The sequence below is a fragment of the Microbacterium ureisolvens genome (assembly GCF_015278315.1).
In the GTDB taxonomy this organism is placed as follows: Bacteria; Actinomycetota; Actinomycetes; order Actinomycetales; family Microbacteriaceae; genus Microbacterium; species Microbacterium ureisolvens.
The window spans coordinates 397,606-414,489 of sequence record NZ_JADIJE010000003.1 but is presented as its reverse complement, the minus strand read 5'-3'; the positions used below and the strand labels follow the sequence as shown (position 1 = coordinate 414,489).

The window sequence follows — 16,884 nt, the reverse complement described above, 5'->3', positions numbered from 1 at the left end:
CACGGGGGTATCACCCGCGGGCCGCGATCCCTCCTCCACAGCGTCGTGACTGCGCGAGGGTGAGGAGGCGCGACATGGCCCAAGCAGCATCGCCCGCGCCGGGCGTCGGAGGCGTCGGCGACGCGTCCTGGCTGACGTGGCTGAGGATCCAGCTGGCCCGCATCCCCAACGCCGCACGGCTGCGTGCCACCGAGCGACGCGACGACGAACGGGAGAATCCTCCCGTCGGCCTGCTGCAGGACGCCGATCTCGATTTCCGCGCGGCGGCATACCAGGTCGCGACGACAGCACCGGCGCAGTTCGGCCGGCTCGACGAGGTGCGCCTGCGAGGCCGGTTCCTCCTCCGCGGCGACGACGTGCGCACCCTCGACGAGCTGGTCCACGAGGCGGTGCGCATCGCGGCCGCCGGGTTCGCAGGCCCAGAGCCCCACCCCGCCGGGGTCGCCGCGCTCGATGAGCGGCTGAAGTACGCGGACGACTTCCTCAAGCGCCGCGAGGGCGAGATCGCCCGGCGCCGATACGCCCGCGGGCTGTTCCGTGGCGTCGCGCTGACCTTCGTCGTGATCATCGGCGGCCTGGGCGCCGCCGTGATGATGCTCTGGCAGAACGGATCCATCCCCCTCGACCAGGCTGACGCGCTGCGCGACGTGCTGGTCGCCATCGGCGCCGGCGCGGCGGGTGCCTGCGTCAGCGTGCTCCTGCGGATGCACCGCATGCAGCACCTCACGATCGAGGTCGCCGACAGCGGCATCGCCACGTACCGGATCTTCCTCGGCTGGTTCTTCGCCGCCGCGATCGTGTTCCTGCTCAAGAGCGGGCTGCTCTCGGAGGCGTTCGTCATCCCCGAAGGCCGGATCGAGAGCTGGTTCTTCTGGGGTGCTGTCGGGTTCCTCGCGGGATTCAACGAGCGGTGGGCCACCAATCTCATCTCGCGCAGCACCGAGGACGCCGGATCGGGCACGGCTCTGGACGCCCCGACCACCGGCGCGGCCGGCAGGAAGTGAGGCCGCGGCATCCGTCACGGCTTTTAGATGGCTGCGGCGCTCACGTCAAGGGGATGCGGTGCGGCGGGGTCGGCACGCACGCTGGAGGCATGACTCAGATCATCGAGACCATCGACGTCGACGTGCCGGTTTCCATGGCCTACAACCAGTGGACCCAGTTCGAGAGCTTCCCGAACTTCCTGGACGAGGTCGAGTCCATCACCCAGCTCGACGACACTCACACCCACTGGAAGGTCAAGGTCGGACCCTTCGAGCGCGAGTTCGACGCCGAGATCACCGAGCAGCACCCCGACGAGAGGGTCGCGTGGCGGAGCACGAACGGTGAGACCGCGCACGCCGGCGTCGTCACCTTCCACAAGCTCGACGACACGACCTCGCGTGTGACCGTGCAGATCGACTGGGAGCCGACCGACGCGATCGAGAAGCTCGGGTCGCTCGTCGGCGCCGGCAAGCACGCCGTGAAGAAGGACCTCGAGAACTTCAAGAAGTTCATCGAGAGCGCGCCGCGCGAGACCGGCGCGTGGCGCGGCGACGTGCCCCGCTGACCCCACGATGCGATGACGGATGCCGCGACCCGACACAGGGTCGCGGCATCCGTCGTGCTGCGCTGTCGATCCGCCGACCTTTCGTTCGACGGACCGGGTGAAGGCCCATCGACGAAAGGACAGGCCATGAGCGCACGCCGCATCATCGCGAACATCATCGTCACGATCGACGGACGCATCACCGGACCCGACGGGCCCGCCGACATGATGTGGGTCATCCCGCATTCGTCGACCGACGAGATCCGCGATCACCTCGCCGACCTCACCGCCAGCGCCACCACCGCGCTCCTCGGCAGCTTCAATTCCGAGGGCTATCACGCGGTATGGCCGATGATCGGCGCCGACCCCGCGACCCATCCGAAAGACAAGGCCTTCGCGGACTGGCTCACCGGCGTCGACAAGGTCGTGCTCTCGTCGACAGGCACCAGCTCCTGGCCCGATGCGCGCGTGCGCGCAGGGGACACGGCCGCGATCGTGCGGGAGCTGCGCGGCGAGCCCGGCGGCGACATCCTCATCCTGTCCAGCGTCAGCATCATGCGGGCGCTCCTGGCCGCCGGCGAGATCGACGTGCTGTCGATCGTGTACGTGCCCGAGATCCTGTCAGGCGGGCGCCGGCTGTGGGAGACCGACCTGCCGCGCAGCAGCTGGCGGCTCGCCGACAGCACGGTGTCGTCGTCCGGTGCGATCGTGGCCCGCTACGAACGCGTGCGCGACTGACCCGTGTCCGACGGTCGAGAACGGATGCCGCGACCCGACGGGTCGCGGCATTCTTCGTCTGTCGGAGCTGCGATGCGATACCGCTCCGACGGAAGCCGGTCAAGGGCTTTCCGTTCCGGGCCGGGTGCGGGCCATGCTCGCAGGAGGGGGCGTTCACGAAGGAGTGACATGACCGGATCCGCCGAGTTCAGTCGAAGGCGATTCCTCTCCGGCGCGACGGCGCTCGCGGGCACGGCGCTGCTCGCCGCGTGCGCGCCGGGTGCCCGGGCGTCGGATGTGCGCACCCTGCAGTTCTGGCACCTGCTCAGCGGCGGCGACGGCGTGACGATGTCCGGACTCATCGACACCGCGAACGCCGCCCAGAACGCCTACTACGTGCGGCCGACGGTGCTCTCGTGGGGCACTCCGTACTACACGAAGCTGGCGATGGCCGCGACCGGCGGGCGCGCACCCGACCTCGCCATCATGCACGCCACCCGTGTCGCCGGCTACGCGCCGGGCGGCCTGCTCGACCCGTGGGACGTCGATCGCCTCGCCGAACTCGGCGTCGAGGAGTCCACGTTCCCGGCGGCCATCTGGGATAAGGGGTTCCAGCGCGACGAGCTCTACAGCGTCGCGCTCGACGCGCACCCCTTCGTCCTCATGTACAACACCGACATCTGCGGCAGGGCGGGCGCCCTGGACTCCGACGGCCAGCTGATGCGGCCGGAGTCGCCCGAGGAGTTCCTCGAGCTCTGCCGCGCGGTCACGGCCGAGTCCGACGGCCACGGGCTGTCGTACGGGTACCTGGGCGACGGCGCCCAGATGTGGCGGCTGTTCTACACCCTGTACACGCAGCACGGTCTGGAGATCGAGCTTCCGGACGGCGGGGAGGCCGACATGGACGAGGATGCCGCGGTCGAATCCCTCTCGTTCATGCAGCAGCTGCTCGACGACGAGATCGCGGCGCGCGAGGCGGACTACGCGACCGCCGTCGCCGAATTCGCCACCGGCCGCAGCGGCATGTTCCTCACCGGAGTGTGGGAGCTGCGGACGATGCAGGGGCAGGACCTCCCGTTCGACGCCATGACCATCCCGACGCTCTACGGCACACCCGCCGTGTACGCCGACTCGCACTCGTTCACGCTCCCCCACCAGAGCGCGCCGGACCCCGAGGCCCGCGACCTCACCTACCAATTCGTCGCCGATCTGCTGAAAGGGTCGCTCGGCTGGGCGGAAGCCGGCCACATCCCCGCGTATCTACCAGTCACCGAGTCACCGGAGTACGCCGAGCTCATGCCGCAGGCGCATTACGCCGACGCGGCTCAGGACGTGCGCTACGACCCCGCCGCGTGGTTCACCGGGTCGGGCTCGCAGTTCCAGGTCGACTTCGGCGGTGCCGTCCAGAACGTGCTGCTTGGCGGCGCCGATCCGGCCGAGGCGATCACGAGGTTCCGCTCTCGGATGAACCAGCAGCTGTCCCTCCCCAACCCTGCGGACCCCGAAGGGACGTGGAACGCATGAGCACCGCTGTACAGGCCCGCGGCACCGCCGCGATCGCGCGTCCGGACGCCGCCACCGGCCGAACCCGGCGCGCCGGGCGGCGCAACACCGCCATCGCCTTCGGCTTCCTGACGCCGTTCCTCATCGCCTTCCTGCTGTTCCTGGTGTGGCCGATCGCCCACGGCATCTACCTCAGCTTCACCAACCAGTCGCTGACCGGCGCGGGCGGCGCATTCGTCGGATTCGCCAACTACGCCGAGGCGCTCACCGATCCGGTGATGTGGCGATCGCTCGGCAACACGGCGTGGTTCACGATCCTCTCCACAATCCCGCTGGTGCTGCTGGCCCTCATCATGGCGCTGCTGGTCGACAGGGGGCTCCCGGGCCAATGGCTGTGGCGGCTGTCGTTCTTCATGCCGTACCTGCTCGCCTCCACGGTGATCTCGCAGATCTGGGTCTGGATCTTCAACCCGCAGATCGGCGCGGCCAACGCCATCCTGCAGTGGTTCGGGCTGGAGCCGATCGCATGGCTGCAGAACCCCGCGACCAACATGTACGCGATCGTCATCGCGACCGTGTGGTGGACGGTGGGCTTCAACTTCCTGCTGTACCTGGCGGCGCTGCAGAACATCCCACAGCAGCAGTACGAGGCCGCCGCGATCGACGGCGCCGGCTCGTGGCGGCAGATGTGGTCCATCACGCTGCCGCAGCTGGGTCCAGTGACCGTCGTCGTCGTGATCCTGCAGGTGCTCGCTTCGCTGAAGCTGTTCGACCAGGCATACCAGATGATGGGCGGCCTCTCGAGCGACACGACCCGGTCCATCGTGCAGTACATCTACGAGACCGGCTTCGTGGGCTACCGCTTCGGCTATTCGGCGGCCATCTCGTACGTCTTCTTCGCGGTCATCGTGATCCTCGGCGTGATCCAGGCGACCATAACCCGCAGCCGAGGGAAGGTGCAGCGATGAGCACCGTGACCGAGACGTCGACGATCGTCGCACCGGCCGGCCCGCGGCCGGGCCGCGGACGCCTGCCGGGCGAGCGGCGCTTCAGCGCGTTGAACGTGCTCGCGTTCATCGCCCTGCTCCTGCTCGCGATCGGCTGGCTGCTGCCCTTCCTGTGGGCGGTCGCGACCGCGTTCAAGACGGATACGGATGCCGCGTCCGGCACGCCGTCGTGGATCGGCGAGAACGGCATCTCCACCGAGGCGTTCGCCTCGATCCTGTCGCAGGGGAACGTCTACATCTGGGCGTGGAACAGTCTGTGGACTTCGGCGGTGATCACGCTCATCACCCTCGCGATCTCGGCCCTCGCCGCCTACGCGTTCTCACGCCTGGAGTTCCCCGGCAAGTCCTTCCTGTACGGAGCCGTGATCGCGTCGATCGTGGTGCCGCCGCAGGTGCTGATCATCCCGCTCTTCTACCAGATGCTCACGTTCAACCTCGTCGACACCCCCTGGGGACTCATCCTTCCCCAGGTCGTCGCGCCGGCGATGGTGTTCATCCTGAAGAAGTTCTTCGACGGGGTCCCCATCGAGCTCGAGGACGCCGCGCGCGTGGACGGCGCCGGGCGGCTGCGCATCTTCTGGTCAGTCGTGGTGCCGCTGTCGCGGCCGATCCTCGGTGCCGTCGGGATCTTCGTGTTCATCACCTCGTGGAACAACTTCCTGTGGCCGTTCCTCATCATCAACGACACACTGCTGATGACGCTGCCGGTCGGTCTGCAGACGGTGATCAGTGCCTACGGGGTGCAGTACGCCCAGGTGATGGCGCAGGCCGTGCTCGCGTCGCTGCCGCTCATCATCATCTTCCTCGTCTTCCAGAAGCAGATCGTCAAAGGCGTCGCGACCACCGGCTTCGGCGGCCAGTGAGCCCGACCCGGCACAGGAGAATCATGGCCCGCACGACCATCGTCATCGACCGCGACTTCACGATCACCGACGTGCCGCGCCGGCTGTTTGGCTCTTTCGTCGAGCACATGGGTCGCTGCGTGTACACCGGCATCTTTGAGCCCGGGCACCCCGAGGCCGACGACCGGGGTTTCCGGCGCGACGTGCTGGCGCTCGTCAAGGAGCTCGGTCCGACCGTCGTGCGCTACCCGGGCGGCAACTTCGTGTCGGGCTACCTGTGGGAGGACGGCGTTGGGCCGGTCGATGACCGGCCGCGGCGCCTCGACGGCGCGTGGCACACGATCGAGACCAACGCGTTCGGGCTGCACCAGTTCGTCGAGTGGGCGCGGGAGGCAGAGGTCGAGGTGATGGAGGCCGTCAACCTCGGCACCCGCGGCGTCGAGGAGGCCCGGGCGCTGGTCGAATACGCGAACCACCCGGGAGGCACGTACTGGTCCGATCTCCGGCGGCGCAACGGCGCCGCCGAGCCCTTCGACATCCGCTTGTGGTGCCTGGGCAATGAGCTCGACGGTCCGTGGCAGATCGGCCACAAGACGGCACACGAGTACGGCAGGCTGGCGCAGGAGACCGCGAAGGCGATGCGGTTGGTGGATCCCACCATCGAACTCGTCGCGGTCGGATCGTCCAACCGCCAGATGCCCACGTTCGGGTCGTGGGAGCACACGGTGCTCACCCACGCGTACGACGAGGTCGACTACATCTCGATGCACGCGTATTACCAGGAGTACGACGGCGACGCGGCGTCGTTCCTGGCCGAGGCGGTCGACATGGACGAGTTCATCGACGGCGTCGTCTCGACGATCGACGCCGTGCGTGCCGCGGGCAAGCACCGCAAACGCATCGACATCTCGTTCGACGAGTGGAACGTCTGGTACCAGCACGGCCTCGAGACCGACGACCAGCCGCACAAGGTGACGCGGCAGTGGCGCGAGCACCCGCGTCTCATCGAAGACACCTACAGCGTGACCGACGCGGTGGTCGTCGGCACCTTCCTGCACAGCCTGCTGCGCCACGGGGACCGCGTGCGCATCGCCAACCAGGCGCAGCTCGTCAACGTCATCGCGCCGATCCGCTCCGAGGAGGGCGGTCCGGCGTGGCGGCAGACGATCTTCTGGCCGTTCGCCCGGATAACACAGCACGCGCGCGGCCGGATCCTGCGGCTGGCCGTGGATTCGCCTCGGGTGCCCACCGCGAAGTTCGGCGACGTGCCGGCGGTCGACGCCGCGGCGACGTGGGACGAGGAGGGCGGCAGCGTGGCGGTGTTCGTCGCGAACCGCTCGCTGGACGAGTCCCACGAGGTGGTCGTCGAGCTGCGAGGGCTGGCTGTCGGCGGAGTCCGCTCGGCGGAGCTTCTCCGCGTCCCCGAGGATGGCGACCGGCGCACGGCGAACACGCAGGCCGAACCCGACCGCGTCGGTCTGGTTCCGGCGGACGTGCGGCTGGAGGACGACGGATGCCGCATCCCGCTGCCGCCGGTCTCGTGGGCCGTCGTCGTGCTGGAGGTCGACCGGGCCTGAGGCCTGCGACTCACCCGTCGGCGGGGAGAGGCTCCACCGGCTGGCGCAGGATCGTCCGCAGCTTCTCCGGCGCGGTGCGCCGGGGGTCGGCGAGATAGATCTCGTGGTGGAGGCCCCGCATGCGCAGACCCTGCTCGGGGATGAAGCCGCGGTGCATCTCGTGGAGCACCGGAGCCTCGTCGTCGTAGGAGCCGAGGTGCAGCGTCTGCACCGACAGGCCCTCGACGAGCTCGCTCAGCCGCAGCCTCTCGATGGCCGCAGGCCCGCCCTTCGCCGCCGCCTCGCTCCGCGCCCGCTCGACGTGTTCTTCATCGAGCCACTCGGGGACGAGGCTCATCATCGTCCAGCTCCACCGCGACTTGTCGCGATCGGTGGTGAAGGTCGCCATGTCGTCCGACCACCACAGCCCTTCAAGGGGCATGACGACGTAGTCGCGGCCGAGTTCGCGCTTACTGAGGAACTTGAGCTTGTACGCCACCCCGAAGACGGCCGCCACCGCCTCGCCGTAGGCGTCGGACGTGTTCGGATCGCCGTGGCCGTCGACCATGAGGTAGCGCAGCGGCGGCACGTCGACGACCTCGAACGATCCGCGCGGGGCCGTGTAGGCCGCGACCGACCGCTTGAGGTCGGCCTTGGTCGCTTCAGGGCCTCCGTCGCGAGGCGTCTTCCGCCGCGAGGCGTCGTCCGTCACGAGGCTTCTTCCGTCACGAGGCTTCTTCGGCCGTGCGCGACTGTCCGTCGGGAGCGGACTCGGCCTTGCGGCCGCCCGCCTCGAGCACGTCGCCCGCGGGGAGCTCCTGGTGACCGCCGAACTGCAGCCTCATCGCCGAGAGCACCTGGTTCGCGAAGTGGTCCTCGTCACGCGAGGCGAACCGCTCGAACAGGGACGCGGCGAGCACCGGCACCGGAACCCCCGTGTCGACGGCGGCCTTCACCGTCCAGCGCCCCTCCCCCGAGTCCGAGACGCGACCGGCGAGACCCTCGAGGGTGGGGTTGCCCTGGAGCGCCGCCGCGGTGAGGTCGAGCAGCCACGACGAGATCACCGATCCGCGGCGCCACAGCTCCGCGACCTTGGGGGTGTCGATCGTGAACTGGTAGAACTCCGGTTCCTCGAGGGGTGCGACCTCCGCCGAGTGCTCCGCCTCGAGGATGCCCGCGTCGGCGTGCTCGAGGATGTTGAGCCCCTCGGCGAGCGCGGCCATCACGCCGTACTCGATGCCGTTGTGCACCATCTTGACGAAGTGGCCGGCACCGGACGGCCCGCAGTGCAGGTAGCCGAGCTCCTCGGGTGCGAAGTCTCCCGAGCGGCCCGGCGTGCGCCCGACTTCTCCGCTGCCGGGAGCGATGGTCCGAAGGACCGGCTCGATCTGGCGGAAGGCCTCCTCGTGACCGCCGACCATCAGGCAGTAGCCGCGCTCGAGGCCGAACACGCCGCCGCTGGTGCCCACATCGACGTAGTGGATGCCGCTGCCGTCGAGGGCGGCCGCGCGTCGTACGTCGTCGCGGTAGTTCGAGTTGCCGCCGTCGATGATGATGTCGCCGGACTCCAGCAGAGCGGCCACCTCGTCGACGACCTTGCCGGTGAGGCCTGCGGGGATCATGAGCCACACGGCCCGGGGCGCCTCGAGCTTCGCCACGAGGTCGGCGAGGCTGTCGGCACCCACCGCCCCTTCATCCGCGAGGCCGGCGACGGCGTCTGCGCTGACGTCGTAGACGACGCATTCGTGGCCGTCCCGCATCAGGCGGCGGACGATGTTGCCGCCCATCCGGCCGAGTCCCACCATTCCGAGCTGCATTCCGCTCCTCCATCCGTGCGCGAGGGACGCGCCGCGCGCGGGCGCCCGTGTTCGAAGTCTAGGGAGCCGTCGGCACCCGCAGGGCATGGGATCCGCACCGCGCGCCGCCCCGAGGCTGAAGCGAGGTTCACCGAGATCCGCACGCCCCGCGGGGCGACAGCGGCCGTTTACGGCGTGGGCGAGCCGCCGGTCACCGCGAGGGTCTCGCCGAGGACGTAGCTCGACTCGGCCGAGGCGAGGAACACGTACGCCGGCGCGAGCTCGGCCGGCTGCCCCGCCCGCCCGATCGGCGTCTGCTCGCCGAACGACTCGATCTTCTCCTGCGGCTGCCCGTCGGTCACCTGCAGCGGTGTCCAGATCGGTCCCGGCGCGACGGCGTTGACACGGATGCCCTTCGGCGCGAGCTGCTGCGCGAGCGCCTTGGTGAACGCGTTGATCGTCGCTTTCGTCGAGGCGTAGTCCACCAGGATCTCCGACGGCTGATAGGCCTGGATCGACGTGGTGTTGATGATCGTCGCCCCCGGCTTCAGGTGCGCCAGCGCGGCCTTGGTGATCCAGAACATGGCGTAGACGTTGGTCTTGAAGGTGTCGTCGAACTGCTGGTCCTCCAGCGTCGCGAGATCCTCGTTGAAGATCTGCTTGCCGCCGTTGTTCACGACGATGTCGAGGCCGCCGAGCCCGTCGACGGTGCGTGCGACGAGGTCGCGGCAGTACGCCGGGTCGCGGAGGTCTCCCGGCAGCGTCACGACGGTGACGCCGGCGTCCCGCAGGATGCCGGCGATGCGCTGGGCGTCCTTCTCCTCGTCGGGCAGGTACGACATCGCCACGTCGGCGCCCTCGCGGGCGAACGCGATGGCGGTGGCGGCGCCGATGCCCGAGTCGGCGCCGGTGATGAGTGCCTTGCGCCCGGTGAGGCGTCCGGTGCCCCGATAGGTGTCCTCACCGAGGTCGGCCTTCGGCTCGAGCTCGGCGTCCAGACCCGGCTCGGGCTGGTGCTGCTTCTTCGGGTCGAAGTCCGCGTACAGCTCCGCGGGGTTGGTGAATGTGTACTGATCTCGCTTTTCACTGCCCATGCCGCCACGCTAGGCAGGGCTGACCGAAGCGGTGACGGGGTTGCGCCGACGTCGACCAGCCGTTAGGGCGCGCACGCGTGCTTGACTGGGGAGCATGCGCGAAGTCGCGATGTTCCCCCTCGGCAGCGTGCTGTTCCCGTACACACCGCTGTTCGTGCGCATCTTCGAGCCCCGCTACCTCACGATGCTCGGCAGGCTCCTGGACGCTGAGGATCCCCGCTTCGGCGTGGTGCTCATCGAGCGGGGCCGCGAGGTGGGCGGTGGCGAGGAGCGCAACGGCATCGGCACCTTCGCGCGCCTGGTGCGCGTCGACGCCGCGTCCGAGGCGATGTACGCCATCGCGGTCGGGGACGAGCGGTTCGAGGTGACCGAGTGGCTCGACGACGACCCGCACCCGGTCGCGCGGATCAGCGCGATGCCGGCGCTCGAGTGGGACGAGGCGCTCTCGGCGCTGCGGGTCGAGGCGGAGGCGATCGTGCGCCGTGTCGTGGCGCGGGCCTCGACCGGCGACGCGTACGCGCTGGAGACCGTGCGGTGGGATGCCGACAGCCCGCTGTCGGAGGACCCCGTCGAGGCCGCCTGGCAGCTGGCCGCGCTGGCGCCGCTGGGCGAGCTGGATCGCTACGCGCTCCTGCGATCGACGACGCTGGGCGGTCTGCTGCGGATGATCATCGACCTGACGCTCGACATCGAGCCGGTCATCACCGCCCGGCCCGACGACGACGGCGGGTTCTCGCCCGCGGGCTGAGTCGCGCTGCGGCGTGCCGGACGGCGGCGGCCGCGGCATCCGTCCGCCCTCGCGTCAGGCGTTGATGATCGTGCTGAAGGCGAGCACGATGATGAGCGCGTTGAGGAAGAAGCTGATCGTCGTGTGCCAGACGATCGTCCAGCGCATGCGCGTCGTGAGCACCTGCACGTCCGACACGGAGAAGTTGGTGGCGTTCGTGAACGAGAGGTACGCGAAGTCTGCGAGCCGCGGCTCGGCCGTGCCGGGGAAGAGGAGCGGAGGCTCGGGGGCGAGGCGGTACCTGCGGTCGTAGATCCGCGCGAAGCCCCAGTGGAACAGCGCCCACGACAGCAGCATCGCGGACACGCCCACGCCCTCCACCCAGCCCGCCCAACCCGGGTCGTTACGCAGCACCAGGAGCTCGACGGCCGCGGCGAGCCCCACGATGCTGGCGAAGAACGTCGCCGTCACGGTGATGACCGCGACGATCGGATGCAGGTCGAGCCGCGCGATCCAGCGCGGGGCGGCCGTCTTCGCGCGACGCACGCTGATGCCGACGGCGATGACGGATGCGAGCCAGTAGAGGCCCCCGATCAGACACCACAGCGTGAGCAGATCGACGATGGCCTCATCGTCGTCGGCGAGGAAGATGACAAGCCCGATCCAGCTGAGCGTGAGCTGCACCAGCAGGTCGGCACCCCGCACGATCGCCCACCAGACCACACGCACCCCCGAAGGCCGAGTTCCTGGTGCCACCGTAGCGGGTGAGCGTCGGCCGGGCGGGGCGGGTTCGGTCAGTCGTGCGGGCCGCGGCGCCCTGCGAAGCCGGCGAACAGCGCGTGCAGCAGCGGGATCAGCGACGCGACCATCAGCACGGTGCCGATCGTCAGGTCTTCGGCGCGCAGCACCGCCCCGCTGATCACGAGGCCGGTGAAGAGCACCGCCGACATGACCCGCCGCCCCATCCGCTCCAGGCGTCGGAGCCAGCGGTCGAGCTTGGGCACGTCGGCGACCAGCCGGCCGCCCTCGATGCGGGTGACCATGTCGTCGAGGCGGCGCGGCAGCCGAGCCATGACGCCCGCGACGGATGCCGCCTCGCGCGCGACCGCCTGGACCATGTTGCCGCGCTCGTCGCGCAGCAGCCGGTCGGCGTACGGCTCCACCGCGTCCCACACGTTGAAGGCGGGATCCAGCGAGCTGCACATGCCGCTCGTCAGCGACACGGCGCGGATGATCAGCAGGAAGTTCTCGGGCAGCTGGAACGGCAGCGACCGCATCACGTCGCCGAACTCCTTGGCGAAATCGCGGAACTCACGAGGGTCGACGTCCTGGAGCTCGGCGAACCCCATGCCGCCGAACCGGGCGAACAGCGCCGTCATCGCGCGCTCGAGCTCGACGGTGTCGGCGGAGGGCAGCAGCACGCCGACGGCGCGGATGCTCTCGATCATCTGCGCGCTGTTGCGCGAGGCCACCGCGATCATGAGGCGCTGGAGGCTGTGCCGCAGCCGGTCGGGCACCTCGCCCATCATGCCGAAGTCGATGAACGTGAACGTCCAGGAGCGCGTCGGGCTGTCGGTGCCCGTGCCCGTGTGCGCGCCCGTGGGGGTGGGCGTCGGCGTGACGAAGATGTTCCCGGGGTGGGGGTCGGCGTGGAAGAAGCCGTTGACGAAGAGCTGGTCGAACATCACGTTCGCGAACTCTTTCGCCACCTCGGCCGGGTCGATGCCCGCAGCGCGCAGCGCGTCGACGTCGTTGATCTTGATCGCGGTGACGTCGGCGAGGGTGAGCACGCGGCGCGTCGAGCGCTCCCATGCCACCTCGGGCACGGCGACCCGCGAATCGCCGGCGAAGTCCGCGGCGAACCGCTCGGCGTTCTGCGCCTCGTGCAGGTAGTCGATCTCCTCGCGGCTGGTGTGCGCGAACTCCTCGACGAGCGCCGGCAGGTCGACGTGGTCGCGCACCACGCGGACGCGGCTCATCCATTCCGCCACGCGGCGCAGGGCCTTCAGGTCGACGTCGACGATCTCCTCGATGCCGGGCCGCTGCACCTTGACGACGACGTCGGCGAATCCGGTCTCCTCCGCGTCGGCGGCGGTGAGTCGGGCGCGGTGTGCCTGACCGAGGGATGCCGCGGCCACGGGCGTCTCGTCCACCCACTCGAACGCGCGCTCGAGCGGGATGCCGAGCTCCGCCTCCGCCAGCCTGCGGATGGCGGGGAACGCCACCGGCGGCACCTCGTCCTGCAGTCCCTCGAGCTCCTTGGTGATCTCGGGTGGAAGGACATCCAGGCGCGAGGAGAGGAACTGGCCGACCTTGATCATTAGCCCGCCGTACTGCACCGCGAGCACATGGAAGCGACGGGCGATGTTCTGCAGCCGCCGTGCGCGGCCGCGGGCCGCGAGCGCGCCGAGTCCGAACCTCGGCAGTACGAGCTCGAACCACCACGCCTGGATCATGTACCGCCCGGCGAAGCGCAGGATCCGGCGATAGCGGGCGCGCGCGTTGGCGACGTCGGCCATCGAAGCTCCTAGGCGATGCTGATCAGCGGACTGGGGGCGCTCGCGATCCCGGTCGCCCGGGATCGTGCGCCCCGCCGAACCTGCGAGCCCGGGCCGACGGCGTCCGCCGGCACGCCGGCGCGTCAGTCCTGAGCCAGGATCGAGTAGAGCTTACGCCGCGCCTCGTCCAGCACCTCGACGGCCTCGGCCACCTGCTCGGGCGTGCCGCTGCGGCCGACCGTCGCGGCCGCCTGCGCGAGCTTCGCGCCGGCTTTGGGGAGCGCGGTGGTGCGTCCGGAGTCGCGGGAACCCGCGGACTCCCACGGCGCCGACTGGCCTTCCGCCGCGGCGGCTGCCGCCCGGCCCGCCTCGGTGAGCGAGTACGTCTTCTTGCCGCCGGACTCCTCCGCGGCGACCAGGCCCTCGTCGGCGAGGAGCTGGAGCGTGGGATAGACCGAGCCGGGGCTCGGCTTCCACGCGCCGTCGCTGCGCGCCTCGATCTCCTGGATGATCTGGTAGCCGTGCATCGGCTTCTCGGCGAGGATCGCGAGCACGGCGGCTCGCACATCACCCTTCGCGACGCGCGGCGAGAACCCTCGCTCGAACGCATCCCGCAACTGGTCCATGGCATCCCACAGACTGCCCGGCAGACCGGACCCCTGACCACCGGGGCGAGAACCGAATCCCTGGAACGAACCGCTCATGACGACCTCCTGAACGAGCGTGTGCCGATAGCCCGACGATACATACCGATATATCGCTGGACAAGGGAACCGGCTGGGACTTCGCTGTGCGATCCCTCACCCTGCGGAGCGCGGATGCCGCACCCCCTGCCGCGTGGCCGCGTCGCCGGCCGAGCGATTTCGGCGGGGCCGCGTCACCAGCCGAGCGAGCCCGGCGCGCCCTTGAACGGCCCGGCGATGTCGGGGGTGATCCAGCCGCCGTAGAAGCGGCCCGGCTGCGGCACCACCTCCACGTCGTCGATGGTGCAGCGATCCATCAGCCTGGCGTACACCGCCACCCGCCCGGTCAACGCCTCGAAACCGGCAGCCGGGGCGGGGTAGGTCCACCCCGCGCGCGGCCGCAGCTCCGCTCCGCCCCGGACGTCGAAGTAGGTCGCGCCGCCTTTGAACTCGCAGAACGATGCTCCTTCGCCCCGCGAGAGAGCGCCGGCGGCGAAGTCCGCGATCGGCAGGTAGTACACGGGCGGGTGGCTCGTCTCGAGCACCCGCACGACGTCGCCGGTGTCGACGATGGTCTCGCCGCCGAGCTCGATGCGCACGCGCCGCGCGATCTTCTCGATGCGCGGCGGGCGCGGGTAATCCCACACGGACTCCTGACCGGGTGCGACCGGATCCGGCTGCGGTCTCATGGGAGCCTCCTCCTGGCGTCGTGCGGGTCAGGCTACCTCGCGAAGGCGCCGAGTGCGCCGGGAGTGTGCTGTCAACCCCCCGCCCGGTCCACCGCTTCGTCCGTAGCGTGCCGGATGACGCGAAAGGAACCGCCATGCTGCGCGCACTCGCCCTCAACTGCACCCTCAAGCCCTCACCCGGCGAATCCAGCGGGGAGCTCCTGGCCCAGCAGGTCCTCGATGCGCTGGCCGAGCACGGTGCGACGGGTGAACAGGTCCGGCTCGTCGACTTCGACGTCAGGCCGGGGGTGGAGACCGACATGGGCGACGGCGACGAGTGGCCGCGCATCCGCGAGAAGGTGCTGGCCGCCGACATCCTCGTCTTCGCCACTCCGACGTGGATGGGGCACATGTCCAGCGTCGCCCAGCGCGTGCTCGAGCGCCTCGACGCCGAGTTGTCGGAGACCGACGACGAGGGTCGCGCGATCCTCGCCGGCAAGGTGGCGGTGACGGTCGTCGTCGGCAACGAGGACGGCGCCCACGCGATCACCGCCGACCTCTACCAGGCGCTCGGAGACGTCGGCTTCACGATCCCCTCGCAGGGCGGTGTGTACTGGAACGGCGAGGCGATGCAGACGACCGACTACAAGGATCTGCCCGAGACCCCCGAGAAGGTGGCGACGGCGACGGCCACGCTCGCCCGCAACGCCGCCCATCTGGCGACCGTCCTGCGGGAGCGTCCGTACCCCGCGCCGCCGGAGCAGTGACGCGGAGTCAACGCCCCGGTGCTGCCGTCGTCAGCGCCCGTACTCCTCGAGCCAGCGCAACCACACCTCGCTGATCGTCGGGTACGACGGCACCGCGTGCCACAGCCGGTCGATCGGAACCTCGCCCACGATCGCGATCGTCGCCGCGTGGAGCATCTCCCCGACGTCCTGGCCGACGAAGGTGGCACCCACGAGCACGCGACGCTCCTCGTCGACGATCGCCCGGGCGCGGCCGCGGTAGTCGTCGGCGAGTTCGCTGGCGCCCGCGATCCAGTACAGGTCGTAGTCCAGGACACGGATGCCGAGCCCGGCCGCACGAGCCGACTCCTCGGTGTGACCCACCGCTGCCACCTCGGGGTCGGTGAAGACCACCTGCGGCACCGCCGAGTGATCGGCCGTCGCGACATGGGCACCCCAGGGCCGGTCGTCGACCTCGGCCGCGCGGGCGCGCGCGGCGATCACGTCGCCCGCGGCTCGCCCCTGGTACTTGCCCTGATGGGTGAGCAGCGCCCGGTGGTTGACGTCACCGACGGCGTAGAGCCAGTCGACGCCGCGCACGCGCAGCGTGTCGTCCACGTCGAGCCACGAGCCGGGCTCGAGCCCGACGGCCTCCAGTCCGATGTCGGTGGTGCGGGGAACGCGGCCGGTCGCGACGAGCACCTGCTCCGCCCGCACGTCGGATCCGTCCGACAGCGACAGCACCACGCCGTCCTCGCCGCGCTCGACCCGTTCCACCTCGACGCCGGTGCGGACGGTGGCACCGGCATCCGTCAGCGCCTTCGCGACCGCCTCGCCCGCGAACGGCTCGACGCCGCGCAGCAGGCCCGAACGCGCGATGACCGTCACAGCGGTGCCGAACGACGTGAACAGCGTCGCCATCTCGGCGCCGACCACGCCGCCGCCGAGGATGGCGAGGGATGCCGGCACGTCGCGCACCCCCGTGGCCTCGCGGCTCGTCCACGGCTCGGCGTCGCGGAGTCCCGGGATGTCGGGGAGCAGCGCCGCCGACCCGGTGGAGACCACCACCGCGTGCAGCGCCGACAGCTGCGTCTCGGTGCCGTCGGAACCGGTGACGGTGACCTCGCGCTCGCCGGTGAGTCTGCCGTGGCCTCGTACCAGGTCGATCCCGGCGCCGCTCAGCCAGTCGACCTGCGACGTGTCGTCCCAGTGGTGGACGAGCTCGTCGCGCCGCACGAGCGTCGCCGCGACGTCGACATCGCCGGTCACCGCCTCGGCGGCACCCTTCACGCGACGGGCGGCGCGCAGCACCGCACCGGGGCGCAGCAGCGCCTTCGACGGGATGCAGGCCCAGTACGAGCACTCGCCGCCCACCAGCTCGCTCTCGACGACGACGACCGAGAGGCCGCCCTGCGTCGCCCGGTCGGCGACGTTCTCGCCGACGGGGCCGGCTCCGATCACGATGAGGTCGTACTCGCGCGCAGTCATGCGCCCCAAAGTAGCGCCGCCGCGCGACACGCGGCGAACGACCCATCCGCCC

The 16,884-nt window shown here is 70.2% G+C and carries 17 protein-coding genes; 9 read left to right on the top strand and 8 right to left on the bottom strand.

Annotated features, from left to right (window positions below; translation table 11 throughout):
- Window positions 1-74: 74 nt before the first annotated feature.
- The 7 genes from IM767_RS06930 (at window position 75) to arfA (ending at window position 7,174) form a co-directional block, all read left to right on the top strand.
- Window positions 75-1,004 carry a hypothetical protein gene (locus IM767_RS06930; RefSeq protein ID WP_109211687.1) on the top strand — a complete coding sequence of 310 codons (930 nt, stop codon included), beginning with the start codon at window positions 75-77 and terminating at the stop codon, window positions 1,002-1,004.
- An 89-nt stretch (window positions 1,005-1,093) separates the two neighbouring features.
- Complete coding sequence (locus IM767_RS06925) at window positions 1,094-1,549, top strand: SRPBCC family protein (protein ID WP_109211688.1); 456 nt, start codon at window positions 1,094-1,096, stop codon at window positions 1,547-1,549.
- A 126-nt stretch (window positions 1,550-1,675) separates the two neighbouring features.
- Window positions 1,676-2,266: a dihydrofolate reductase family protein gene (locus IM767_RS06920; protein WP_162564377.1), complete on the top strand. Its 591-nt coding sequence runs from the start codon at window positions 1,676-1,678 to the stop codon at window positions 2,264-2,266.
- A gap of 168 nt (window positions 2,267-2,434) precedes the next feature.
- Window positions 2,435-3,769, top strand: coding sequence for an extracellular solute-binding protein (locus IM767_RS06915; protein WP_109211690.1), 1,335 nt, complete (start codon window positions 2,435-2,437; stop codon window positions 3,767-3,769).
- The gene (locus tag IM767_RS06910) at window positions 3,766-4,716 is read left to right on the top strand and encodes a carbohydrate ABC transporter permease (protein ID WP_109211691.1); all 951 of its coding nucleotides are present in this window, start codon (window positions 3,766-3,768) and stop codon (window positions 4,714-4,716) included. Before IM767_RS06915 ends, IM767_RS06910 begins: the two co-directional genes overlap by 4 nt.
- A complete protein-coding gene (locus IM767_RS06905) occupies window positions 4,713-5,618 on the top strand; it encodes a carbohydrate ABC transporter permease (protein WP_109211692.1) in 906 nt (301 codons plus the stop codon). Before IM767_RS06910 ends, IM767_RS06905 begins: the two co-directional genes overlap by 4 nt.
- A gap of 23 nt (window positions 5,619-5,641) precedes the next feature.
- Window positions 5,642-7,174, top strand: coding sequence for an arabinosylfuranosidase ArfA (gene arfA / locus IM767_RS06900; protein WP_109211693.1), 1,533 nt, complete (start codon window positions 5,642-5,644; stop codon window positions 7,172-7,174).
- A gap of 10 nt (window positions 7,175-7,184) precedes the next feature.
- On the opposite strand, the gene IM767_RS06895 is transcribed toward arfA, so the two are convergent.
- The 3 genes from IM767_RS06895 to IM767_RS06885 form a co-directional block, all read right to left on the bottom strand.
- Window positions 7,185-7,865, bottom strand: a complete 681-nt coding sequence (locus IM767_RS06895; RefSeq protein ID WP_109211694.1) for a GyrI-like domain-containing protein — start codon at window positions 7,863-7,865, stop codon at window positions 7,185-7,187.
- A 13-nt stretch (window positions 7,866-7,878) separates the two neighbouring features.
- The gene (gene gnd, locus IM767_RS06890) at window positions 7,879-8,970 is read right to left on the bottom strand and encodes a phosphogluconate dehydrogenase (NAD(+)-dependent, decarboxylating) (RefSeq protein ID WP_109211695.1); all 1,092 of its coding nucleotides are present in this window, start codon (window positions 8,968-8,970) and stop codon (window positions 7,879-7,881) included.
- A gap of 167 nt (window positions 8,971-9,137) precedes the next feature.
- Complete coding sequence (locus tag IM767_RS06885) at window positions 9,138-10,043, bottom strand: SDR family oxidoreductase (protein ID WP_109211696.1); 906 nt, start codon at window positions 10,041-10,043, stop codon at window positions 9,138-9,140.
- A gap of 94 nt (window positions 10,044-10,137) precedes the next feature.
- On the opposite strand from IM767_RS06885, the gene IM767_RS06880 reads away from it, so the two are divergent.
- Window positions 10,138-10,791, top strand: coding sequence for an LON peptidase substrate-binding domain-containing protein (locus IM767_RS06880; RefSeq protein ID WP_109211697.1), 654 nt, complete (start codon window positions 10,138-10,140; stop codon window positions 10,789-10,791).
- 54 nt (window positions 10,792-10,845) lie between these two features.
- Here the strand turns inward: IM767_RS06880 and IM767_RS06875 are convergent, their stop codons facing one another.
- The 4 genes from IM767_RS06875 to IM767_RS06860 form a co-directional block, all read right to left on the bottom strand.
- A complete protein-coding gene (locus IM767_RS06875) occupies window positions 10,846-11,499 on the bottom strand; it encodes a DUF1345 domain-containing protein (protein WP_162564378.1) in 654 nt (217 codons plus the stop codon).
- Between the two features lie 65 nt (window positions 11,500-11,564).
- Window positions 11,565-13,289 (bottom strand): ABC1 kinase family protein, encoded by a 1,725-nt coding sequence (locus tag IM767_RS06870; protein WP_109211699.1) that lies wholly within the window; start codon window positions 13,287-13,289, stop codon window positions 11,565-11,567.
- Window positions 13,290-13,411: 122 nt separating this feature from the next.
- A complete protein-coding gene (locus IM767_RS06865) occupies window positions 13,412-13,972 on the bottom strand; it encodes a PadR family transcriptional regulator (protein WP_109211700.1) in 561 nt (186 codons plus the stop codon).
- Between the two features lie 173 nt (window positions 13,973-14,145).
- Window positions 14,146-14,640, bottom strand: a complete 495-nt coding sequence (locus IM767_RS06860; protein ID WP_109211701.1) for a DUF427 domain-containing protein — start codon at window positions 14,638-14,640, stop codon at window positions 14,146-14,148.
- A 134-nt stretch (window positions 14,641-14,774) separates the two neighbouring features.
- Here IM767_RS06860 and IM767_RS06855 point away from each other — a divergent pair, with 134 nt between their 5' ends.
- Window positions 14,775-15,386, top strand: coding sequence for a flavodoxin family protein (locus tag IM767_RS06855; RefSeq protein ID WP_109211702.1), 612 nt, complete (start codon window positions 14,775-14,777; stop codon window positions 15,384-15,386).
- Between the two features lie 30 nt (window positions 15,387-15,416).
- Here the strand turns inward: IM767_RS06855 and IM767_RS06850 are convergent, their stop codons facing one another.
- The gene (locus tag IM767_RS06850; RefSeq protein WP_109211703.1) at window positions 15,417-16,832 is read right to left on the bottom strand and encodes a dihydrolipoyl dehydrogenase family protein; all 1,416 of its coding nucleotides are present in this window, start codon (window positions 16,830-16,832) and stop codon (window positions 15,417-15,419) included.
- Between the last annotated feature and the right edge of the window lie 52 nt (window positions 16,833-16,884).